Annotated in this window: 19 protein-coding genes; 14 read left to right on the top strand and 5 right to left on the bottom strand. The window is 72.5% G+C overall.

The window, feature by feature from the left end; genetic code table 11:
• The first annotated feature begins 86 nt into the window (after positions 1-86).
• From ACFYMU_RS14660 to mutM, 5 genes are all read left to right on the top strand, one after another.
• A complete protein-coding gene (locus ACFYMU_RS14660) occupies positions 87-1,169 on the top strand; it encodes a cell division initiation protein (protein ID WP_388372654.1) in 1,083 nt (360 codons plus the stop codon).
• A 152-nt stretch (positions 1,170-1,321) separates the two neighbouring features.
• On the top strand, positions 1,322-2,014 hold the full coding sequence (locus tag ACFYMU_RS14665; protein ID WP_388372655.1) for a YceD family protein: 693 nt from the start codon (positions 1,322-1,324) through the stop codon (positions 2,012-2,014).
• A gap of 2 nt (positions 2,015-2,016) precedes the next feature.
• Positions 2,017-2,190, top strand: coding sequence for a 50S ribosomal protein L32 (gene rpmF, locus ACFYMU_RS14670; RefSeq protein WP_007493396.1), 174 nt, complete (start codon positions 2,017-2,019; stop codon positions 2,188-2,190).
• Positions 2,191-2,209: 19 nt separating this feature from the next.
• The gene (gene rnc, locus ACFYMU_RS14675; protein WP_388372657.1) at positions 2,210-3,058 is read left to right on the top strand and encodes a ribonuclease III; all 849 of its coding nucleotides are present in this window, start codon (positions 2,210-2,212) and stop codon (positions 3,056-3,058) included.
• Between the two features lie 78 nt (positions 3,059-3,136).
• Positions 3,137-3,997, top strand: coding sequence for a bifunctional DNA-formamidopyrimidine glycosylase/DNA-(apurinic or apyrimidinic site) lyase (mutM, locus tag ACFYMU_RS14680; RefSeq protein WP_388372659.1), 861 nt, complete (start codon positions 3,137-3,139; stop codon positions 3,995-3,997).
• Here the strand turns inward: mutM and ACFYMU_RS14685 are convergent.
• Positions 3,987-4,391: a winged helix-turn-helix transcriptional regulator gene (locus ACFYMU_RS14685; RefSeq protein WP_388372661.1), complete on the bottom strand. Its 405-nt coding sequence runs from the start codon at positions 4,389-4,391 to the stop codon at positions 3,987-3,989. The genes mutM and ACFYMU_RS14685 overlap by 11 nt on opposite strands.
• A 154-nt stretch (positions 4,392-4,545) precedes the next feature.
• Between ACFYMU_RS14685 and ACFYMU_RS14690 the strand changes: the two genes are divergently transcribed.
• On the top strand, positions 4,546-5,130 hold the full coding sequence (locus tag ACFYMU_RS14690; protein WP_388372663.1) for a flavodoxin family protein: 585 nt from the start codon (positions 4,546-4,548) through the stop codon (positions 5,128-5,130).
• Positions 5,131-5,285: 155 nt separating this feature from the next.
• Here the strand turns inward: ACFYMU_RS14690 and ACFYMU_RS14695 are convergent, their stop codons facing one another.
• Positions 5,286-5,834, bottom strand: a complete 549-nt coding sequence (locus ACFYMU_RS14695; RefSeq protein ID WP_388372665.1) for a GNAT family N-acetyltransferase — start codon at positions 5,832-5,834, stop codon at positions 5,286-5,288.
• Positions 5,835-5,920: 86 nt separating this feature from the next.
• The gene (locus ACFYMU_RS14700; protein ID WP_388372667.1) at positions 5,921-6,871 is read right to left on the bottom strand and encodes a CAP domain-containing protein; all 951 of its coding nucleotides are present in this window, start codon (positions 6,869-6,871) and stop codon (positions 5,921-5,923) included.
• A 142-nt stretch (positions 6,872-7,013) separates the two neighbouring features.
• Between ACFYMU_RS14700 and ACFYMU_RS14705 the strand changes: the two genes are divergently transcribed.
• From ACFYMU_RS14705 to smc, 3 genes are all read left to right on the top strand, one after another.
• Positions 7,014-7,295, top strand: a complete 282-nt coding sequence (locus tag ACFYMU_RS14705; protein ID WP_388372669.1) for an acylphosphatase — start codon at positions 7,014-7,016, stop codon at positions 7,293-7,295.
• Positions 7,296-7,674: 379 nt separating this feature from the next.
• Positions 7,675-7,878, top strand: a complete 204-nt coding sequence (locus ACFYMU_RS14710; RefSeq protein ID WP_043444185.1) for a hypothetical protein — start codon at positions 7,675-7,677, stop codon at positions 7,876-7,878.
• A 220-nt stretch (positions 7,879-8,098) separates the two neighbouring features.
• Positions 8,099-11,653 carry a chromosome segregation protein SMC gene (gene smc / locus ACFYMU_RS14715; RefSeq protein ID WP_388372671.1) on the top strand — a complete coding sequence of 1,185 codons (3,555 nt, stop codon included), beginning with the start codon at positions 8,099-8,101 and terminating at the stop codon, positions 11,651-11,653.
• 93 nt (positions 11,654-11,746) lie between these two features.
• Here smc and ACFYMU_RS14720 read toward each other — a convergent pair whose 3' ends face one another.
• Positions 11,747-12,718: an LLM class flavin-dependent oxidoreductase gene (locus tag ACFYMU_RS14720; RefSeq protein WP_388372673.1), complete on the bottom strand. Its 972-nt coding sequence runs from the start codon at positions 12,716-12,718 to the stop codon at positions 11,747-11,749.
• A 136-nt stretch (positions 12,719-12,854) separates the two neighbouring features.
• Here ACFYMU_RS14720 and ftsY point away from each other — a divergent pair, with 136 nt between their 5' ends.
• Positions 12,855-14,057 (top strand): signal recognition particle-docking protein FtsY, encoded by a 1,203-nt coding sequence (ftsY, locus tag ACFYMU_RS14725; protein ID WP_388372675.1) that lies wholly within the window; start codon positions 12,855-12,857, stop codon positions 14,055-14,057.
• A 99-nt stretch (positions 14,058-14,156) separates the two neighbouring features.
• Here ftsY and ACFYMU_RS14730 read toward each other — a convergent pair whose 3' ends face one another.
• Positions 14,157-14,819, bottom strand: a complete 663-nt coding sequence (locus ACFYMU_RS14730) for a bifunctional DNA primase/polymerase (RefSeq protein ID WP_388372677.1) — start codon at positions 14,817-14,819, stop codon at positions 14,157-14,159.
• Between the two features lie 447 nt (positions 14,820-15,266).
• Between ACFYMU_RS14730 and ACFYMU_RS14735 the strand changes: the two genes are divergently transcribed.
• The 4 genes from ACFYMU_RS14735 (at position 15,267) to ACFYMU_RS14750 (ending at position 21,369) form a co-directional block, all read left to right on the top strand.
• Positions 15,267-16,742 (top strand): hypothetical protein, encoded by a 1,476-nt coding sequence (locus ACFYMU_RS14735; RefSeq protein WP_388372679.1) that lies wholly within the window; start codon positions 15,267-15,269, stop codon positions 16,740-16,742.
• Positions 16,743-17,166: 424 nt separating this feature from the next.
• Positions 17,167-18,504, top strand: coding sequence for an ammonium transporter (locus ACFYMU_RS14740; protein WP_388372681.1), 1,338 nt, complete (start codon positions 17,167-17,169; stop codon positions 18,502-18,504).
• Positions 18,501-18,839, top strand: a complete 339-nt coding sequence (locus ACFYMU_RS14745; protein ID WP_388372683.1) for a P-II family nitrogen regulator — start codon at positions 18,501-18,503, stop codon at positions 18,837-18,839. The genes ACFYMU_RS14740 and ACFYMU_RS14745 overlap by 4 nt, the downstream gene beginning before the upstream one ends.
• Before the next feature lie 28 nt (positions 18,840-18,867).
• On the top strand, positions 18,868-21,369 hold the full coding sequence (locus tag ACFYMU_RS14750) for a [protein-PII] uridylyltransferase (RefSeq protein ID WP_388372685.1): 2,502 nt from the start codon (positions 18,868-18,870) through the stop codon (positions 21,367-21,369).
• Positions 21,370-21,396: the final 27 nt, after the last annotated feature.

Below are 21,396 nucleotides of genomic sequence, written 5' to 3' on the forward strand. Positions count from 1 at the left end.
CGTCATCCGGTGTCGTGCGGGGCCGGAGGGGTCGTACAGTCGACCCGTCCGTCTCCAACACAGCTGTAGAGAGTGGCGAGCACACGGTGGACGTGCAGAAGAAGCTCGACGAGATCGTCGCGGTGGTCTCCAGCGCCCGGTCCATGCCCATGTCGGCCTCGTGCGTGGTCAACCGCGCCGAGCTGCTCTCGATGCTCGAAGAGGTGCGCGCGGCGCTGCCCGACTCCCTGGCCCAGGCCCGGGAGCTGATCGGCGACCGCGAGCAGATGGTCGAGCGGGCCCGCCAGGAGGCCGAGCGGATCATCGAGCACGCGCACGCCGAACGCGGCTCCCTGATCTCCGACACGGAGGTCGCCCGCCGCTCCCAGAACGAGGCCGACCGCATCCTCGCCGAGGCCCGCCAGGAGGCCGAGGAGATCCGCGCGGAGGCCGACGACTACGTCGACTCCAAGCTCGCCAACTTCGAGGTCGTCCTCACCAAGACCCTCGGCTCGGTCGGCCGCGGCCGCGAGAAGCTCCTGGGCACCGGCCCCGGCCTCGACGAGCACGGCTACGAGGACGAGGACGCCCCCGAGCGCAGCCACGACCCCGAGACCCTGCGCCGCGACGCCGACGCGTACGTGGACACCAAGCTCGGTGCCTTCGAGGCCGTCCTCGCCAAGACCCTGGAAGCCGTCGGCAAGGGCCGCCAGAAGCTGCACGGCCGGATCGCCACCGACGACCTCGGTGCCCTCTCCGACGACACCTCGACCGTGCACCACGCCAGCGACGCCGACTACCTCGCCGGTCTCGCGGCGCTCTCGGACACCCCGGACCGCACCCCGGCACCGCCGGCCCAGGCCCCCGTGATCCCGGCCCAGCAGAGTCGGCCCGCCTACGCGCAGCAGCAGGACGCGTACGGCTACCAGCAGCAGGCAGACCCGTACGGCTACCAGCAGACGTACGCCCAGCAGGACGCGTACGGCTACCAGCAGGCCGATCCCTACGCCGCCTACCCGCAGGCACAGGGGTACGACCAGCAGGAGGCGTACGACGGCCAGGACGCCTACGGGCAGGGGCGCCAGGGCTACGACCAGGGCAACGCACTCGACGAGACCAGCCTCTTCGACACCAGCATGATCAGCGCCGAGCAGCTGCGGGCCTACGAACAGGGACGCGGCGGTCACTGAGCGTCCCGGGTCCGCGGCGTCCCGCGCACCGGATTGGGCCCACGGCGAAAGGTCCAGTATCCTGGCTCTTCGGTCGCGCATGCCCCGACGCCGATTTCGCCGGCATCCGCGGTCGACGCTGCCCGTACCCCACGGGTGCGCCGGACTCCCCGGTGTCGGGCCGCACCTTCCCCACCGAGCTCCGAAGACCGAAAGCAGGAACGGCCCTGAACGCCCGCCTCGACCACCGCAACCCCCTCGTGTTCGACACACATGAGCTGGGTCGGCGTCCTGGTGCGCTGCAGCGCCTGACCCGCACGGTCGACGCCCCGAAGGACTTCGGGATCCACGGGGTGGTCGGAGTGCCGGAAGGCGCCCCGGTCGAGCTGGACCTCCGGCTCGAGTCGGTCATGGAGGGGGTGCTCGTCACGGGCACCGCCCGTGCCACGGCCGAAGGGGAGTGCGTAAGGTGTCTGGAGCCGCTGGAGCACGAGCTCGACGCGGACCTCCAGGAGCTGTTCTCGTACCCTGACGCCGACGACCGGGGCCGTGTCATCACGGAGCCCGGCGACGACGCCGAGGACGACGAGGGCAGGCTCTTCATCGAGGACGGCCTGTTCGACCTCGAACCCGTGCTGCGTGATGCGGTGGTGCTCGCACTGCCGATGCAGCCGGTGTGCCGGGAAGACTGCCCGGGCCTGTGCTCCGAGTGCGGAGCGCGGCTCGCGGACGACCCGGACCACCACCACGACGCCGTCGACCTCCGTTGGGCGGCACTGCAGGGACTCGCCGCTTCAATCGAAGCCGGCGATAAGGACGAGATGAGCGGCGCCGAAGCGGGCGTCGACGAGAAGCAGGAGAAGTAGCCGTGGCTGTTCCGAAGCGGAAGATGTCGCGCAGCAACACGCGCCACCGCCGGTCGCAGTGGAAGGCTGCGGTCCCCACCCTGGTTGCGTGCGAGCGCTGCCACGAGCCCAAGCTGCAGCACATCGCGTGCCCGTCGTGCGGCACCTACAACAAGCGCCAGGTCCTCGAGGTCTGAACGGCTGGTGACAGGTCTGATGTCTGACGCCAAGAACGGTCCCCGCCGCAGCGGGGGTGGTCCGGCGGACAACTCGGCCTCGTCCCACACGCTTCTGGAAGGGCGGCTCGGCTACAAGCTCGAGTCCGCCCTTCTGGTGCGTGCGCTGACCCACCGTTCGTACGCGTACGAGAACGGCGGTCTGCCGACGAACGAGCGGCTGGAGTTCCTCGGGGACTCCGTGCTGGGCCTCGTCGTCACCGACACGCTGTACCGCATCCACCCCGACCTGCCCGAAGGCCAGCTGGCCAAGCTGCGGGCCGCGGTGGTCAACTCTCGTGCGCTGGCGGAGGTGGGCCGGGGGCTCGACCTCGGCTCCTTCATCCGGCTCGGCCGGGGCGAGGAAGGCACAGGCGGCCGGGACAAGGCGTCCATCCTCGCCGACACCCTCGAAGCGGTGATCGGCGCGGTCTATCTCGACCAGGGTCTGGACTCGGCGGCGGAGCTGGTGCACCGCCTGTTCGACCCGCTGATCGAGAAGTCCTCGAATCTCGGAGCCGGCCTGGACTGGAAGACCAGTCTCCAGGAGCTGACCGCGACCGAGGGGCTCGGAGTGCCCGAGTACCTGGTCACGGAGGCCGGCCCGGACCACGAGAAGACCTTTACTGCTGCCGCCCGCGTCGGAGGCGTCTCGTACGGCACCGGCACCGGCCGCAGCAAGAAGGAGGCGGAGCAGCAGGCCGCCGAGGCGGCATGGCGCTCCATCCGCGCCGCCGCGGACGAGCGCGCGAAGGCGGCCGCGACGGACGGTTCGCCCGTCGAGGGCACCGGCGCGGCCGTGGCCACCGCGAGCGGCACGGCCCCGGCGAGCGGCACGGCCACGGCCTGACCTTCCTCACGGACCCCGCCCGGCGAACGCGCCGCGGCGGGGTGCGTCGTCCCCGGATCACCCCTGAGGAGGAGCCCCGTGCCCGAGCTGCCCGAGGTCGAGATCGTGCGGCGCGGCCTGGAGCGCTGGGTCGCCCACCGGACCGTGGCCGCCGTCGAGGTGCTGCACGCGCGCGCCGTGCGCCGGCACCTCGCGGGCGGAGAGGACTTCGCACACCGGCTGACCGGGCAGCGCCTCGGCGCCCCGAGCCGACGCGGGAAGTACCTCTGGATCCCGGTCGAGACCTCCGGCACGGCGATCGTGGCTCACCTGGGCATGAGCGGCCAGTTCCTCGTCCAGCCGCACGACGCCCCCGACGAGAAGCATCTGCGCGTCCGTGTCCGGTTCCAGGACGGCCCGGCGACCGAGCTCCGCTTCGTCGACCAGCGCACCTTCGGCGGCCTCTCGCTGCACGACACCACCGCCGACGGGCTGCCCGACGTCATCGCGCACATCGCCCGCGACCCCCTCGACCCGCTCTTCGACGACGAGGTCTTCCACCAGGCGCTGCGCCGCAAGCGCACGACCATCAAACGCGCCCTGCTCGACCAGTCGCTGATCAGCGGCGTCGGCAACATCTACGCGGACGAGGCGCTGTGGCGCGCCCGGATCCACTACGAGCGCCCGACCGCTCACTTCACCCGTCCGCGCACGGCCGGACTCCTCGGCCACATACGGGAGGTGATGAGCGACGCGCTCGCCGTCGGCGGCACCAGCTTCGACAGCCTCTACGTCAACGTCAACGGCGAGTCGGGCTACTTCGACCGGTCGCTGAACGCCTACGGCCGCGAGGGACTGCCCTGCCGGCGCTGTGCCGCGCCCATCCGCCGCCGCGCCTGGATGAACCGCTCCAGCTACTTCTGCCCGGCGTGCCAGCGGGCGCCGCGCGTCAGTCCGTGAGCGGCGTCCGGGCCGCGCGTGCCTCGTCGTAGCCGCGGCGCGCATCGAGCACGTCGTCCATGCGCCCCTCCACACAGCGGATGAGGGCCAGCAGCCGCTCGGCGACCTCGCGGCCCAGCGGGGTGAGTTCGTAGTCCACGCGCGGAGGATTCGTCGGCTGCGCCTCGCGGCGCACCAGACCGTCGCGCTCCAGCGCGTGCAGGGTCTGGGACAGCATCTTCTCGCTCACGCCGTCGACGCGGCGGCGCAGCTCGTTGAACCGGAACGAGCCCTCGTACAGCGCCCCCAGCGTGAGCGCCCCCCAGCGGCCCGTGACGTGCTCCAGGGTGCCGCGCGACGGACACGCCTTGGAGAACACGTCGTACGGGAGGTCCTGCCCCTGCGCGGTGGTCATGGCGCAAGCGTACGCGAGCGCAGCGCTATCGCGGCACTTGCGCTAACTTTTGGTTAGTGCTTTCATTCTCGCACTGCCAGGGAGCTGCGGCTTCTCTCCCCCGCTCCCTGCCCATCCCTGGGGGACATCCCTCCCTTCCACGAGGAGTACGTACGTGACCACCCCTGTCGTTTCCATCGCCTACCACTCCGGCCACGGCCACACCACCGTCCTCGCCGAGGCCGTGCGGGACGGCGCCGCCGAGGCGGGAGCCCGCGTGCATCTGATCGCCGTGGACGAGATCACCGACGGGCAGTGGGCGGCCCTCGACGCCTCGGACGCGATCGTCTTCGGCTCCCCGACCTACATGGGCACCGCCTCCGGCGCCTTCCACGCCTTCGCCGAGGCGTCGTCGAAGCGCTGGTTCGGGCAGTCCTGGAAGGACAAGCTGGCCGCCGGCTTCACCAACTCCGGGTCCAAGAGCGGCGACAAGCTGCACACCCTGCAGTTCTTCCAGATCCTGGCCGCGCAGCACGGCATGACCTGGGTCAGCCTCGGCCTGCACCCGGGCTGGAACAGCAGCGGCGGCTCCGAGTACGACCTCAACCGCCTCGGCGTCTTCGCGGGCGCCGCCGCGCAGACGAACGTCGACGAGGGCCCGGAAGGCGTCCACAAGGCCGACGCGGCGACCGCCCGGCACCTCGGCCACCGGGTCGCCCGGACGGCCCGCCTGTTCACCCTCGGACGCGCGGCGGCGTAGGCACGCCCCGCTCGGACGCCCGGCGGCACCGGCGCGACGGTGCCCCCGGCCCGGGACCACTCGGCACCGACCGGGGGCACGCACGGGCACGGGTGCGTCAGTAGCCGATGAGGCGAAGGGCCGGGGCCTCTGACCTGCGGCCGCCGGCCCAGGAGTCAACCGGACGGCGTGACCGAGGACCACACGCCCATCCACTGCTCGGCGTCCCACTCCTCGAACCGCTGCACCTCGGTGAATCCCAGCTTCGCCGCGAGGCGCATCGAGCGGTCGTTGGCGGTCTGGGTGCAGAGCACCACTGGCTCGCCGGGAAGCGCGTCGGTGAACCAGCCGAGCGCCGCCGCACACGCCTCGGCGGCGTACCCACGTCCCCATGCCTCCGGCAGGAACAGGTAGCCGAGCTCGGCCTCCCCGGCGTCCGGACGAACACGACTCCGACGCTCCGCGTCGCGCCGATTGAGCTCGATCATGCCGATCATCGCTCCGTCGAGCTCGATCACGAACAGGCCGGGGCGCCGCCCGGGCACCTCAGGCGCCGTGCGTTCGAGCTCATCACGTGGTCGATGGCCGCCTATGTAGGTGCCCACCTCCGGCGATGCGAACAACTCGATGAACGCCGCACGGTCCCGGGCCTCGGATTCACGGAGCACGAGCCGCTCAGTTCTTATCGGAGCAGGTGGCCAGGCGACGCGTCCGAGTCCAGTCATGGCGGGCAACGTATCGCACGCCCGTGGCGTGTCTTCGAAGACGACGAACCCGCGGACGACGGCCTTGGTGCGGCCCTGCGGTTGTCTCAGTAGCCGAAGTCCTGGGTCCACCAGGGGCCGCCGGTGCCGAAGTGCACCCCGACGCCCAGTGTCCGGAAGTCGCAGTTCAGTATGTTCGCCCGGTGGCCGGGGCTGTTCATCCAGGCGTCCATCACGTCCTGGGCGGTCGCCTGGCCGCGCGCTATGTTCTCGCCGCCCAGGCTGGTGATGCCGAACCCTGCCGCGCGGTCCCAGGGGTCCTGGCCGCTGGGGTCCGTGTGGTCGAAGAAGTTCCGCAGGGCCATGTCGAGGCTGAACGCCTCCGCCAGCTTCCTCAGATCGCCGTTCTGGGTCACCGGGCTGCAGCCCACCTTGGCCCGTTCGTCGTTGACGAGCTTGATCACCTCGGCCTCGGCGGCGGCCTCGACGGACAGCTTCGCCGGCGGGGTGACGGGCTTCGGCTTCTTGGTGGGCTTGCCGGCCGTGTCGGCCGGGGGCGCGGTGGTCGCCGGCTCCGTGGCGGTCGCGGACGGCTCCGCGCTCGGCGTCGTCGGGGGCGCCGACGGGGAGGGGGGTGCGGCCGGGGCGGTCGAGCGCTGGGCGTCGCGGCTCGTCGACGTGTCATCACGGTCGTCCGCGGAGCCGCTCGTGCCGCCCTGCTGGGTCGCGAACCCCGACGGGACGCTCCCGCCGGCCTCCGCCGTGCCGGGGCTGCCGCTCACCGTGAACTGGTTGCCGCCGGGCAGCACTCCGGTGGCCACGGCCACGGTGCCGAGCGCGACGGCGGCGGAGACGCCCATCAGGCCCGTGCGCACCGGCGTCGGGGCCTTCTTCTTGCGGCGCGTGCGGGTCGCGCGTCGCTCGGCCTCCAGGACGGCGGCGAAGCCGTAGAGGTTCTCCGGTCCGTAACCCTCCGGAGGGATCTCGTGCTTCTGGGTGACCTTGACGGGGCGGCCGGCTGCGGCGTGCCCGGCGGCGGAGCGTCGGTGGCGTCCCAATCTCCTGGCCTTCCTGGTTCTTGCGGTCAGCGCGGCTCACTCGATCGAGTGAGTTTCACATGAGATTTATGGGTCGGGACGGTACAGCATGGCGCCGGGGGAGGAGGTGCCCAGTGGGACATTGTCCGGTTAGCGTGCGGCCATGAACGACGATGCACGGCTCGTCGCCTGGGTGCGCGGGCGGGTCCAGGGCGTGGGTTTCCGCTGGTTCACGCGGGCCAAGGCGCTGCAGATCGGCGGCCTGAGCGGTTTCGCCCTCAATCTGGACGACGGACGGGTCCAGGTGGTCGCCGAGGGTCCCCGTCGGGGCTGTGAGGGCCTGCTGGCGTGGTTGCGGAGCGACGACACACCCGGGCGCGTGGACGGAGTCACTGAGATTTGGGACACGCCCCGCGGCGGTTACGACGGCTTCGCGGTGCGCTGACCGCCGCGTCGGCGGGACGTGGTACGGAACCGGACCGGTGTGCCGAAAGCGCCCGCCGGAAGGTAAAACCACCTGGTGGTTGCCGAGAAGGGCTTGTCGTGGCAGGGCCCGCGGGGCAGGATGATCTCCACGCCCTCCCGGGTCTGCAGGAGCCGCGGTGCCGTCCGTCGACGGCCGCACGCCCCGGACCATCCACCGGCGCGGGGTGTGATCGTGTTGACCGTCAAACTTTTTGGTGAGACGCTGAAAGCCCCGCGCACCTCAGCTGTTTGGCATGGCAGAACGGCAGCACAACTCAAGAGTGCCAAGCACCGCGGGTGCGAATCCCTCACGACCCACACCGCATCGGTCGGTCACTCATTGTGGAGGACCATCCATCATGGCAAAGGCGCTTCTCGGTTACGTCGGCGGCTCCGACCCGCGACTCCTCGCCGAGATGCGACGGCTCCAGCAGCGCGTCCAGGAGCTCGAGTCCGAGCTCGTACGGATCCAGGCGGAGAACGACGCGCTGACGGCTGCCGCTTCTCACGACAGGATCATGGAGAGCATCGACGCACACCAGGCGGAGCCTGCGCTCACCTGATCACTGCATCGCTCCACGACAGCGCAAGCAGTGGACGGGCCGCCCGTGTCGACCACTCGGCTGTCAGATACGCAAGGGACGCCTCGGCGTCCCTTCTTTCTTGCCCCCGTAGGCCCTCACTCTCCTTAACGGATGGTGTGCCCTGCATGTTCATGCGTGAAACCGCGCCGGTGCCGGGGTTCATAGTGTGAGATACGGGCGGAAGGTAGAGTCCGGCGGCGTGCACCTCAAGGCCCTGACCCTCCGCGGGTTCAAGTCGTTCGCCTCGGCGACCACGCTCCGGTTCGAACCGGGGATCACGTGCGTCGTGGGGCCGAACGGCTCGGGCAAGTCCAATGTCGTGGACGCGCTCAGCTGGGTCATGGGGGAACAGGGGGCCAAGTCGCTGCGCGGCGGCAAGATGGAGGACGTCATCTTCGCCGGCACCACCGGGCGCCCCCCGCTCGGCCGCGCCGAGGTGTCCCTGACCATCGACAACACCGACGGGGCCCTCCCGATCGAGTACGCCGAGGTCACCATCACGCGGATCATGTTCCGCAACGGCGGCAGCGAGTACCAGATCAACGGCGACACCTGCCGCCTCCTGGACATCCAGGAACTCCTCTCCGACTCCGGCATCGGCCGCGAGATGCACGTGATCGTCGGCCAGGGCCAGCTCGACTCCGTCCTGCACGCCGACCCCACGGGCCGCCGCGCCTTCATCGAAGAGGCCGCGGGGGTGCTCAAGCACCGCAAGCGCAAGGAGAAGGCGCTGCGGAAGCTGGACGCCATGCAGGCGAACCTCGCCCGTGTCCAGGACCTGACCGACGAACTGCGCCGCCAGCTCAAGCCGCTGGGCCGGCAGGCGGCGGTCGCACGCCGGGCGGCAGTGATCCAGGCCGACCTCAGGGACGCCCGGCTGCGGCTGCTCGCCGACGACCTCGTCCGCATGCGGGAGGCGCTCAGCGCCGAGGTCGCGGACGAGGCCGCGCTCAAGGAGCGCAAGGAGACGGCAGAGGCCGAGCTGAAGAGGGCACTGCAGCGCGAGGCACTCCTGGAGGACGAGGTACGGCAGCTGACGCCGCGTCTGCAGCGGGCCCAGCAGACCTGGTACGAGCTGTCGCAGCTCGCGGAACGGGTGCGCGGCACGATCTCGCTGGCCGACGCCCGCGTCAAGAGCGCCACCTCCGCGCCCCCGGAGGAGCGGCGCGGACGCGACCCCGAGGACATGGAACGCGAGGCCGCCCGCATCCGCGAGCAGGAGGCCGAGCTGGAGGCAGCCCTGGAGGCCGCCGAGCACGCCCTGGAGGACACCGTCGCCCACCGGGCCGAGCTGGAGCGCGAACTGGCCGTGGAGGAGCGGCGCCTGAAGGACGTGGCCCGCGCCCTGGCCGACCGCCGCGAGGGCCTGGCCCGGCTGAACGGACAGGTGGGCGCGGCCCGTTCCCGCGCGGCCTCCGCGCAGGCCGAGATCGACCGCCTGGCCGCCGCCCGCGACGAGGCGCAGCAGCGCGCGGTCGCCGCCCAGGAGGAGTACGAGGCGCTCAAGGCGGAGGTCGACGGCCTGGACGCGGGCGACGCGGAGCTGACCGAGCGGCACGAGGCGGCGAAGCAGGCACTCGGCGCGGCCGAGGCGGGCCTGTCGGCCGCGCGCGAGGCGGCCACCGCCGCCGAGCGCAAGCGCGCGGCCCTGGCGGCCCGCCACGAAGCCCTCGCCCTGGGACTGCGCCGCAAGGACGGCACGGGCGCCCTCCTGGAGGCGACGGACCGCCTGTCCGGGCTCCTGGGCCCCGCGGCCGAACTGCTGTCCGTGACCCCGGGCCACGAGGTGCCCCTCGCCGCGGCCCTCGGCGCGGCCGCGGACGCCGTCGCGGTCACCACCCCGGCGGCGGCGGCCGAGGCCATCCGCCTGCTGCGCAAGCAGGACGCGGGGCGGGCCGCGCTGCTGCTGGGCGGTGCCCCCGACGACGGGGTGGAGCAGCCGCCCGCCGCGGGCGGCCCGTACGCCGCCGACCTCGTCCGCGCGCCCGCCGAGCTGATGCCCGCCGTGCGGCGGCTGCTGAGGGGCATCGTGGTGGTCGGCACCCTGGAGGACGCCGAGGAAGTCGTCTACGCGCGCCCCGACCTCACGGCCGTCACCGCCGAGGGCGACCTCCTGGGGGCGCACCTCGCGCACGGTGGGTCCGCCGGGGCGCCGAGCCTGCTCGAAGTGCAGGCGTCCGTCGACGAGGCCGCCGCCGAGCTGGAGGAACTGGCCCTGCGGTGCGAGGAGTTGGCCGAGGCGCAACGGCTGGCCGCCGAGCGCCGCATGGACTGCGCCGCGCTCGTCGAGGAACTGGGTGAGCGCCGGCGGGCGGCCGAACGCGAGAAGTCCGCGGTCGCGCAGCAGCTGGGCCGACTGGCCGGGCAGGCGCGGGGCGCCGCCGGGGAGGCCGAGCGCTCCGCCGCCGCCGCGGCCCGGGCGCAGGAGGCCCTGGAGAAGGCCCGGCAGGAGGCCGAGGAACTGGCCGAGCGGCTGGCCGTCGCCGAGGAGATGCCGGTCGAGGAGGAGCCCGACACCTCCGTGCGCGACCGCCTGGCGGCCGACGGGGCGAACGCACGGCAGACCGAGATGGAGGCGCGGCTCCAGGTCCGTACGCACGAGGAGCGGGTCAAGGGCCTGGCCGGCCGCGCCGACTCCCTCGACCGGGCCGCCCGCGCCGAGCGGGAGGCACGCGCGCGTGCCGAGCGGCGGCGGGCCCGGCTGCGGCACGAGGCCGCCGTGGCCCAGGCCGTCGCCTCCGGCGCCCGGCAGCTCCTGGCCCATGTGGAGGTGTCGCTGGGCAGGGCGGAGACCGAGCGCGTCGCCGCCGAGGCCGCCAAGGCCCGGCGCGAGGAGGAACTCGCCGCGGCCCGCGCCGAGGGCCGCGACCTCAAGGCGGAACTCGACAAGCTCACCGACTCCGTCCACCGCGGCGAGGTGCTCGGCGCAGAGAAGCGGCTGCGGATCGAGCAGCTGGAGAGCAGGGCCCTCGAGGAGCTCGGTGTCGAGCCGGCGGGTCTGACCGCCGAGTACGGTCCCGACCAGCCGGTGCCGCCCTCGCCGCCGGCCGAGGGCGAGGAACTGCCCGAAGACCCGGAGCACCCGCGCAACCGGCCGCGGCCGTTCGTGCGCGCCGAGCAGGAGAAGCGGCTCAAGGCCGCCGAGCGGGCCTACCAGCAGCTCGGCAAGGTCAACCCGCTCGCCCTGGAGGAGTTCGCGGCGCTGGAGGAACGCCACAAGTTCCTCAGCGAGCAGCTGGAGGACCTGAAGAAGACCCGTGCCGATCTGCTTCAGGTGGTGAAGGAGGTCGACGAGCGCGTCGAGCAGGTCTTCACCGAGGCCTACCGGGACACGGCCCGGGAGTTCGAGGGCGTCTTCGCGCGGCTGTTCCCCGGTGGCGAGGGACGGCTCGTGCTGACCGACCCGGACAACATGCTCACCACGGGTGTCGACGTCGAGGCGCGTCCGCCGGGCAAGAAGGTCAAGCGGCTGTCCCTGCTGTCCGGCGGCGAACGGTCGCTGACCGCCGTCGCACTGCTCGTGTCGATCTTCAAGGCCAGGCCCAGCCCGTTCTACGTCATGGACGAGGTGGAGGCGGCCCTCGACGACACCAACCTGCAGCGGCTGATCCGCATCATGCAGGAGTTGCAGGAGTCCTCGCAGCTGATCGTGATCACCCACCAGAAGCGCACGATGGAGGTCGCCGACGCCCTCTACGGCGTCTCCATGCAGGGCGACGGGGTGTCGAAGGTGATCTCCCAGCGGCTGCGCTGACGCCGTACCGGGACCCGGGCCGGGGCGGCGCCGTGTCGTCGCCGTGCCACCGCGGCCGCCCCGCGGGGTCCCGGCGCCGCGGGGCGGGGAGGGTCAGTCCTCGAGCCGGGGCAGTACCTGTTCGGCGAACAGGTGCAGGCTGCGCCAGCCCTCGTCGAGCGGCATCCCGCCGGACAGCGGGTGCAGCACGTAGTTGTCCAGGCCCAGGGCCACGCACTCGTCGGGCGTCAGGATCCGGTAGACGCCCTCCGCGCGCAGTTCGTCCACCGTCGCGGCCGCCGACCTCACCGCCGACCGGATGTCGCCGGACTGCCAGGAGGCGTAGGTGCGCGCCTCGTGCAGGAAGTGCTCGCCGTGGTGCGCCCAGGCCCGGTCCGGGTCCTCGGCGATGTGCAGCAGCGGGGTCTCGGCGGTGGGCATCATCGTCCAGCCCTCGGTGCCGTACTCGGCGAGGCGCTCCTTGTAGTACGCCTCCAGCTCCGGCAGGTGCGCGCTCGGGAAGAAGGGCAGGCCGAGGCGCGCGGCCCGGCGGGCCGCCGCCTTCGAGGAGCCGCCGACCAGCAGCAGCGGATGCGGCTGGGTGCAGGGGCGCGGGGTGACGCGGACGGTACGGCCCCGGTACGGGAACTCCTCGCCGGTCCACGCCGTGAGCAGGGTCTCCAGGAGCTCGTCCTGGAGCCTGCCGCGCCGGCTCCAGTCGACACCGAAGAGCGCGTACTCCTCGGGGCGGTAGCCGATGCCCGCGACCGTGACCAGCCGGCCGCCGCTGAGCAGGTCCAGCACGGCGATGTCCTCGGCCAGCCGCAGCGGGTCGTGCAGCGGGCCGATGGCCGCCGAGACGGTCACCGCGATCCGCCGGGTCGCGCCGAAGACCGCCCCGGCGAAGGTGAACGGCGACGGCAGCCAGTTGTTGGCCACCCCGTGGTGCTCCTCCGTCTGCACCGTGGTGATCCCACGGTCGTCGGCGTAGGCCGCCATCTCCACGGCGGCCCGGTAGCGGGCGCCGAGCGAGGCGGGCGTGGCGCCGGGCTCGACGAGGTTGAAACGTACGACCGTCACGGGCATGGAGAGCCCCTTTCACCGTCGCCGGGCGGGTCTGCAGGGCGACGTTAGCTGACGGAGCGTCAGGCAACCAGGGGTGGCGCGTGCCCGGAGCCGCCGCCGAACGGGCCGCTGCCTGGTCGCGCATACTGGACCCGTTATGGAAACCGTCATCCTTGCTGTAGTCATCGCCGTGGTCGTGCTCGGCGTGCTCGGCGGGCTCCTGGTCGGCAGCCGCCGGAAGAAGCCGCTGCCCCCGGCACCCCCCACGCCGCCCGACATCACCGCCCCTCCCGCCGAGCCGCACGTCGGCGAGGAGGCCGAGGCGCCGCGCGACGAGGAGCGCCGGACGATCGAGGAGGTGGGCCTTCCGGAGGGCTCCGCTCCCGTCGTCGTCGAGGAGCCGCCCGTCGTCGAAGCGCCCCCGATCGAGATCCCCGAGCCCACCGCCGGCCGGCTGGTCCGCCTGCGCGCCCGGCTGTCGCGCTCGCAGAACGCGCTCGGCAAGGGACTGCTCACGCTCCTGTCCCGCGAGCACCTCGACGACGAGACCTGGGAGGAGATCGAGGACACGCTGCTCACCGCCGACGTCGGCGTGCAGCCCACCCAGGAACTGGTCGAGCGGCTGCGCGAGCGCGTGAAGGTGCTCGGCACCCGGACGCCCGCCGAGCTGCGTGGACTGCTGCGGGAGGAACTGCTCGCCCTGCTCGGCACCGGCATGGACCGCACCCTGCGGACCGAGCCCGAGGCCCGCAGGCCCGGCATCGTGATGGTCGTCGGCGTGAACGGCACCGGCAAGACCACCACCACCGGCAAGCTCGCCCGGGTCCTGGTGGCCGACGGCCGCACCGTGGTGCTGGGCGCCGCCGACACCTTCCGTGCCGCCGCCGCCGACCAGCTGCAGACCTGGGGCGAGCGGGTCGGCGCCCACACCGTGCGGGGCCCGGAGGGCGGCGACCCCGCCTCCGTCGCCTTCGACGCGGTCAAGGAGGGCAAGGAGATGGACTTCGACGTCGTGCTCATCGACACCGCGGGCCGCCTGCACACCAAGACCGGTCTCATGGACGAGCTGGGCAAGGTCAAGCGCGTCGTGGAGAAGCACGCCCCGCTGGACGAGGTGCTGCTCGTGCTCGACGCCACGACCGGGCAGAACGGTCTCGTCCAGGCCCGTGTCTTCGCCGAGGTCGTGGACATCACCGGCATCGTGCTGACGAAGCTGGACGGCACCGCCAAGGGCGGCATCGTGGTGGCGGTCCAGCGCGAGCTGGGCGTGCCGGTGAAGCTGGTGGGTCTCGGCGAGGGCGCCGACGACCTGGCTCCCTTCGAGCCGGAAGCGTTCGTGGATGCGCTTATCGGAGACTGACGGCACACCCGGGGCGTACGACGCCGCGGGCGGCGTACCCGGAGAAGGGCCCCGCCATCCGGTCCAGCGGATGCGCGGGGCTCTTCTGCGTCCGCGTACTCACACCCGTGAGCGGTGGGCCACGTACGCCAGCGTGCCGATCAGCAGACGCGCCTCCGGCGGGTGCGTCGCCGAGTCGAGGTCGGGGGAGCGCAGCCAGCGGACCGGGCCGCGGCCGCCGCGGTCCGAGGGTGGGGCCGTGATGTACGCGCCGGGGCCCAGGGCGTGCAGGTCGAGGGCCGCGTCGTCCCACGCCAGTCGGTACAGCAGCTCGGGGAGCTGGGCCGCGGATCCCGGGGCGACGAAGAAGTGGGCGCGGCGGTCCGGCGTCGCCGCCACCGGGCCGAGGGGGAGGCCCATGCGCTCCAGCCGGATCAGCGCGCGACGTCCCGCCGCCTCGGCGACCTCGATCACGTCGAAGGCGCGGCCGACGGGCAGCATCACCGCGGCGCCCGGCACCTCCGCCCAGGTCTCGGTCGCCTCGTCGAGGGTGGCGCCGGCACGCACGACGGGAGCGAAATCCAGCGGATGAGCGCCGGGTGCGCCACAGTCCGCGCTGCCGCACGAGCACGCCCCCGCGGCCGTCCGCGCGCCGGGCACCACGTCCCAGCCCCACAGGCCCGTGTACTCGGCCACGGCGGTGCACTCCGGTGAGCGGCTCCGGCGCCGCGCGCCGGACCGGATCTCGCGGTGGCCCCGCGTGCCGCCGATCGTGAAGCCCATGCCCCCTCCAACGGTTCCGGTACGCCGGTGGTTACGAGGCGGAAGCGGAACGTGACTCTGTGTTTCCTGCCGTCGGCCGTCCCGCAGGGTCGGGCAGCGCCCGTTGCGCCCGGGGTGGTGCGGCCGGCGGCGCGCGCCGGTGAGTGCACCGCTCCACCCGCTTCCGCCCGGCATGTGTCAAGTGAATCGTGCGGAGGCGTGTGGGGGTTCATTCAATGGGGTGGCGAATGGTGGCGTTTCTTGAACCGCCATGGCTGGACGGGTGATCGTAGGACTACTTTGAGTGCACGGTTCCTGGGGATGCGTGTACACGTGGGTATGCCGGAGGCAAGCCGGGGCCCCGTCCGACGGGTGAGAAGCGCCGGACGCGGAACCGTATCCACCGGCATGCTGGTAGGGCTTGGCGCACGCAAGCGCACAAGTGGTTTCAGGGATGGGGGCGTTCCAGTGGGCGGCAACGGCGAGAGCGGTACGAACGCTGACAAGCGCCCCAATGAGCTGCTCGGCTCGTGGTTCGTGCGCAGTGGCTGGTCGAAGGGCGAGCTGGCGCGCCAAGTGAACCGCAGGGCACGCCAGTTGGGCGCAGGCCACATCTCCACGGACACCTCCCGCGTGCGCCGCTGGCTCGACGGGGAGAACCCGCGCGAGCCGATCCCGCGGATCCTGTCGGAGCTGTTCTCGGAGCGCTTCGGGTGCGTGGTCGCGGTCGAGGACCTGGGCCTGCGCACCGCCCACCAGTCACCCTCCGTGTCCGGCATCGACCTGCCCTGGACGGGCCCGCAGACGGTGGCGCTGATCAGCGAGTTCTCGCGCAGCGACCTGATGCTGGCGCGGCGCGGCTTCCTCGGGACCTCGCTGGTCCTGTCCGCGGGCCCGTCCCTCATCGAGCCCCTCCAGCGCTGGCTGGTGCCGGGCCCCGCCGTCCCGGGCGACGATTCCCGGCCCGTGCCGTCCGGGCGCGCCCGCGGCCGGCTCTCCAAGCCCGAACTGGACCTCCTCGAGACCACCATCGTGATGTTCCGGCAGTGGGACGCGCAGTGCGGCGGCGGACTGCGCCGCAAGGCGGTCGTCGGCCAGCTGCACGAGGTCACCGACCTCCTCCAGGAGTCCCAGCCCCAGGCCACCGCCAGGCGCCTCTTCAAGGTCGCGGCCGAGCTGGCCGAGCTGGCCGGCTGGATGAGCTACGACGTCGGACTGCAGCCCACCGCGCAGAAGTACTTCGTCCTCGCGCTGCACGCCGCCAAGGAGGCGGGCGACAAGCCGCTGGGGTCGTACGTCCTGTCCAGCATGAGCCGCCAGATGATCCACCTCGGCCGGCCCGAGGACGCGCTGGAGCTCATCCATCTCGCCCAGTACGGCAGCCGGGACTGCGCGAGCCCGCGCACCCAGGCGATGCTGTATGCGATGGAGGCCCGCGCCTACGCGAACATGGGCCAGCCGGGCAGGTGCAAGCGCGCCGTCCGGATGGCCGAGGACACCTTCGCCGACGCGCTGGAGTTCGACGAGCCCGATCCCGACTGGATCCGCTTCTTCTCCGAGGCCGAGCTGTACGCGGAGAACTCCCACTCCTACCGCGACCTGGCCTACGTGGCGGGCCGCAGCCCCACCTACGCCTCCCTCGCCGAGCCCCTGATGCGGAGGGCCGTCGGCCTCTTCGCCGAGGACGCCGAGCACCAGCGGTCGTACGCCCTGAACCTCATCGGCATGGCCACCGTGCACCTTCTCCAGCGCGAGCCCGAGCAGAGCGCGGTGCTGGCCAAGGAGGCCATGGACATCGCCGCGAAAGTGCGCTCCGAGCGCGTCAACACTCGTATTCGAAAAACCGTCGACACGGCCGTCCGCGATTTCGGTGATCTTTCCCAGATCGTCGAATTGAGCGATCACCTCGCCGCCCGGCTTCCGGAGACCGCCGAGGCGGTCTGACCTCTCTCGCCCGCCGGAACCCACAGGCCCCACGACCCCGGCCGCGGTGGCCGTCCCGAACTGCCCGACTCGGCTCCCCCATGCCAGGTCATCGGACGGCCGCCGCGGCCGGATCCGCTTCTCGCGCCCGGGCAGGACGCCGTCGCCGCGTCCACCGCCGATCACCGTCGGTGAGCCGTCAGGGGCGTATGGTCGTGCCATTCATCAAAGGTTGCGTCACGATAACGATCGACGCGGCCGCCATCCGGCAGTTCATCGACGTGTAACACGTCCGGCGCCTTCGTCACTACGGCGAAACATCGAGGGGCGTCGACCGAAACCGCACTGCGCCAATCTCGTGGCGCATAACCGGCCCACCCCTCAGGACACCGGACCGCTCAGGCTTCGCCCGCACGGGGCCGTACCAACCGACGAGGAGACGCCGATGGCACCAGCCATCATGCTTGCGGCGGACGCACCCAAGTTGTCGTCCGCCAACACAGGCTTCATGTTGATCTGTTCCGCCCTGGTGATGCTCATGACCCCGGGCCTGGCCTTCTTTTACGGAGGCATGGTCCGCGTCAAGAGCACGCTGAACATGCTGATGATGAGCTTCATCAGCCTCGGCATCGTCACCATCCTGTGGGTGCTCTACGGCTTCTCCATGGCCTTCGGCACCGACAAGGGTTCGCTCGTCGGGTGGACCTCCGACTTCGTCGGCTTCGGCGGCATCGGGAAGGCGGACCTCTGGGACGGCTACACCATCCCGGTCTTCGTCTTCGCCGTCTTCCAGCTGATGTTCGCCATCATCACGCCCGCCCTGATAAGCGGCGCGCTGGCCGACCGCGTGAAGTTCACGGCCTGGTCGCTCTTCCTGGTGCTGTGGGCCACGATCGTGTACTTCCCGGTCGCCCACTGGGTCTGGGGCACCGGCGGCTGGGCCTTCGACCTGGGCGTGATCGACTTCGCCGGCGGTACGGCGGTCCACATCAACGCGGGTGCCGCGGCGCTCGGCGTGATCCTCGTCATCGGCAAGCGCGTCGGCTTCAAGAAGGACCCGATGCGTCCCCACAGCCTCCCGCTGGTCATGCTCGGCGCCGGTCTCCTGTGGTTCGGCTGGTTCGGCTTCAACGCCGGCTCGTGGCTCGGCAACGACGACGGCGTCGGCCCGCTGATGTTCGTCAACACGCAGGTCGCCACCGCGGCCGCCATGCTCGCCTGGCTCGCCTACGAGAAGATCCGCCACGGCGCGTTCACCACGCTGGGCGCCGCCTCCGGCGCCGTCGCTGGCCTGGTCGCCATCACCCCCTCGGGCGGCGCGGTCTCCCCGCTCGGCGCGATCGCCGTCGGCGCCATCGCCGGTGTCCTGTGCGCCATGGCCGTGGGCCTGAAGTACAAGTTCGGCTACGACGACTCCCTCGACGTCGTCGGCGTCCACATGGTCGGCGGTGTCGTCGGCTCGCTGCTGATCGGCTTCTTCGCCAGCGGCGAGGGCCAGTCCGAGGTCAAGGGCCTCTTCTACGGCGGCGGCATGGACCAGTTCTGGAAGCAGTGCGCCGGTGTCTTCGCGGTCCTCGCCTACTCGCTGGTCGCCTCCGCGGTCCTCGCCTTCGTCCTCGACAAGACGATCGGGATGCGGGTCCCCGAGGACGAGGAGGTCTCCGGCATCGACCAGGCGGAGCACGCGGAGACGGCATACGACTTCAGCGGCGCCGGTGGCGGCGTCGTCGGGAGCGCGGCGTCGGCCCTGGCCGCCACGGAGACCAAGAAGGTGGACGCATGAAGCTCATCACCGCCGTCGTGAAGCCCCACCGGCTCGACGAGATCAAGGAGGCCCTCCAGGCCTTCGGGGTCCACGGACTGACGGTCACCGAGGCGAGCGGCTACGGTCGGCAGCGGGGACACACCGAGGTCTACCGCGGCGCCGAGTACACCGTGGACCTCGTCCCCAAGATCCGTATCGAGGTGCTGGCCGAGGACGACGACGCCGAACAACTCGTCGACGTCATCGTCAAGGCGGCCCGTACCGGCAAGATCGGAGACGGCAAGGTCTGGTCCGTCCCGGTCGAGACGGTCGTCCGGGTCCGGACCGGTGAGCGCGGCCCCGACGCGCTGTAGGGCACCACAAGGAACAAGGAGTCGCCGGGTGACGAGTACGCACGCACGTACGGAAGCAGAGGACTCGGGACCCGGCGGCTACGCGGCGGCCCGGCTGCGCCTCCTCCAGGAGGGGGCGCAGTCCGGGCCGCCGCGCCGCGCGGCCCTCGCGGAACTGACGGACGACTGGCTCACGGGCCTGTTCACCGCGGGCGCCGAGGGGCTGCGCGGCGTCTCGCTGGTCGCGGTCGGCGGATACGGCCGCGGCGAGCTGTCCCCGCGCAGCGACCTCGATCTGCTCCTGCTGCACGACGGCAGCGACCCCAAGGCGATCGCCGCCCTCGCCGACCGCCTCTGGTACCCCGTCTGGGACCTCGGCCTCGCCCTCGACCACTCCGTCCGCACCCCGGCGGAGGCCCGCAGGACGGCCGGCGAGGACCTGAAGGTGCAGCTCGGCCTGCTGGACGCGCGGCACCTGGCGGGCGACCTCGGGCTGACCACGGGGCTCAGGACGGCCGTCCTGGCCGACTGGCGCAACCAGGCGCCGAAACGTCTCCCCGAACTCAGGGACCTGTGCGCCGAACGGGCCGAGCGGCAGGGAGAACTGCAGTACCTGCTGGAGCCGGACCTCAAGGAGGCGCGGGGCGGGCTGCGGGACGCCACGGCCCTGCGCGCGGTGGCCGCGTCCTGGCTCGCCGACGCTCCGCGCGAAGGACTGGCGGACGCCCGGCGCAGGCTCCTGGACGTACGGGACGCGCTGCATCTGACCACCGGGCGCGCCACCGACCGGCTGGCCCTGCAGGAGCAGGACCAGGTCGCCGCCGAGCTGGGCCTGCTGGACGCCGACACGCTGCTGCGCCAGGTGTACGAGGCGGCGCGCGTGATCGCGTACGCGAGCGATGTGACCTGGCGCGAGGTGGGGCGCGTCCTGCGCTCGCGCGCCGTGCGGCCGCGGCTGCGCAAATTGGCCAGGGAGCGGAGCGACTTCCTCAGAAGGGCGGTGGCGGGCGACGGGAGGACGTGGGGCGGCGGGAAGTCCGTCGCGGAGCGGTCCCCCCTCGCGGAGGGCGTGGTGGAACAGGACGGCGAGGCGGTGCTCGCCCGCACCGCGCGCCCGGAGCGCGACCCCGTGCTCCCCTTGCGCGCCGCCGCGGCCGCCGCCCAGGCCGGCCTCCCCCTCTCCCTGCACGCCGTGCGGCGCATGGCCGCCGCCGCGCGCCCCCTGCCCACGCCCTGGCCCGCCGAGGCGCGCGAACAGCTCGTGACCCTGCTGGGCTCGGGCCCTCCGACCGTGCAGGTGTGGGAGGCCCTGGAGGCCGAGGGGCTGATCACCCGGCTGCTGCCCGACTGGGAGCGCGTGCGCTGCCGCCCGCAGCGCAACGCCGTGCACATCTGGACCGTCGACCGGCACCTGATCGAGACCGCCGTGCGCGCCTCGGAACTGGCCCGTCGCGTCGGCCGCCCCGACCTCCTCCTGGTCGCCGCGCTCCTCCACGACATCGGCAAGGGCTGGCCCGGCGACCACTCCGTGGCGGGCGAGATCATCGCCCGGGACGTGGCCGGCCGCATCGGCTTCGACCGCGACGAGGTCACCGTCCTCGCCACCCTCGTACGCCACCACCTCCTGCTGGTCGAGACGGCGACCCGGCGCGATCTGGAGGACCCGGCCACCGTGCGCTCGGTCGCCGAGGCGGTCGGCTCGCAGAGCACGCTGGAGCTGCTGCACGCCCTGACCGAGGCGGACGCGCTCGCCACCGGACCCGCGGCCTGGTCGTCCTGGCGGGGCGCGCTCGTGACGGACCTGGTCAAGCGGGTCTCGGCGGTGTTCGCCGGCGACGAGCCCGCCGACCCGGAGGCCGCCGCCCCCACCGCCGAGCAGGAGCGGCTCGCCGTCGAGGCCATCCGCACCGGCGCCCCGGTCCTGGCGTTGCGCGCCCAGACCGAGCCGCCGTCCGAGGAGCCCTCCGGCGAACCGGAACCCCTCGGCGTGGAGCTGCTCATCGCCGTGCCGGACCAGCCCGGAGTGCTGCCCGCCGTCGCCGGCGTGCTGGCCGTGCACCGCCTCACCGTCCGCACGGCGGAGCTGCGGGCCCTGGAACTCCCCGACGGCGTCCACGAGGGCTCCGTCCTGCTGCTCGACTGGCGGGTGGCGGCGGAGTACGGCTCGCTGCCGCAGGCCGCGCGGCTGCGCGCCGACCTCGTGCGGGCCCTGGACGGCTCCCTGGACGTCGCGGGGCGCCTGGCGGAGCGCGACGCGGCCTATCCCCGGCGCCGGGGCGTGGTGCCGCCCCCGCCACGGGTGACGGTCGCCCCGGCCGCCTCCCGGCACGCCACGGTGATCGAGGTACGGGCCCAGGACGCGCCGGGGCTGCTGTTCCGGATCGGGCGGGCGCTGGAGAAGCCGGGCGTCCGCGTGCGCAGCGCGCATGTGTCGACGCTGGGTTCCAACGCCGTGGACGCCTTCTACGTGACCACGGGCACGGGCGATCCGTTGCCGCGGGAGGAGGCGGCCCAGGTGGCCCGGATGCTGGAGGAGGCGCTGCGGGAGTGACCCCGGGCCGCGTTCCCCGCCTTCGGC

The organism is Streptomyces sp. NPDC007264 (assembly GCF_042869095.1).
Classification (GTDB): Bacteria; Actinomycetota; Actinomycetes; order Streptomycetales; family Streptomycetaceae; genus Streptomyces.

Bases quoted from the DNA above. Each gene is read 5' to 3' on its own strand.
- ACFYMU_RS14740 (WP_388372681.1), top strand. From the start codon at position 17,167: ATGGCACCAGCCATCATGCTTGCGGCGGACGCACCCAAGTTGTCGTCC.
- ACFYMU_RS14695 (WP_388372665.1), bottom strand. From the start codon at position 5,834: ATGACTGGACTCGGACGCGTCGCCTGGCCACCTGCTCCGATAAGAACT.
- ACFYMU_RS14730 (WP_388372677.1), bottom strand. From the start codon at position 14,819: ATGGGCTTCACGATCGGCGGCACGCGGGGCCACCGCGAGATCCGGTCC.
- rnc (WP_388372657.1), top strand. From the start codon at position 2,210: ATGTCTGACGCCAAGAACGGTCCCCGCCGCAGCGGGGGTGGTCCGGCG.
- ACFYMU_RS14720 (WP_388372673.1), bottom strand. From the start codon at position 12,718: ATGCCCGTGACGGTCGTACGTTTCAACCTCGTCGAGCCCGGCGCCACG.
- ACFYMU_RS14705 (WP_388372669.1), top strand. From the start codon at position 7,014: ATGAACGACGATGCACGGCTCGTCGCCTGGGTGCGCGGGCGGGTCCAG.
- ACFYMU_RS14745 (WP_388372683.1), top strand. From the start codon at position 18,501: ATGAAGCTCATCACCGCCGTCGTGAAGCCCCACCGGCTCGACGAGATC.
- ftsY (WP_388372675.1), top strand. From the start codon at position 12,855: ATGGAAACCGTCATCCTTGCTGTAGTCATCGCCGTGGTCGTGCTCGGC.
- ACFYMU_RS14685 (WP_388372661.1), bottom strand. From the start codon at position 4,391: ATGACCACCGCGCAGGGGCAGGACCTCCCGTACGACGTGTTCTCCAAG.
- ACFYMU_RS14710 (WP_043444185.1), top strand. From the start codon at position 7,675: ATGGCAAAGGCGCTTCTCGGTTACGTCGGCGGCTCCGACCCGCGACTC.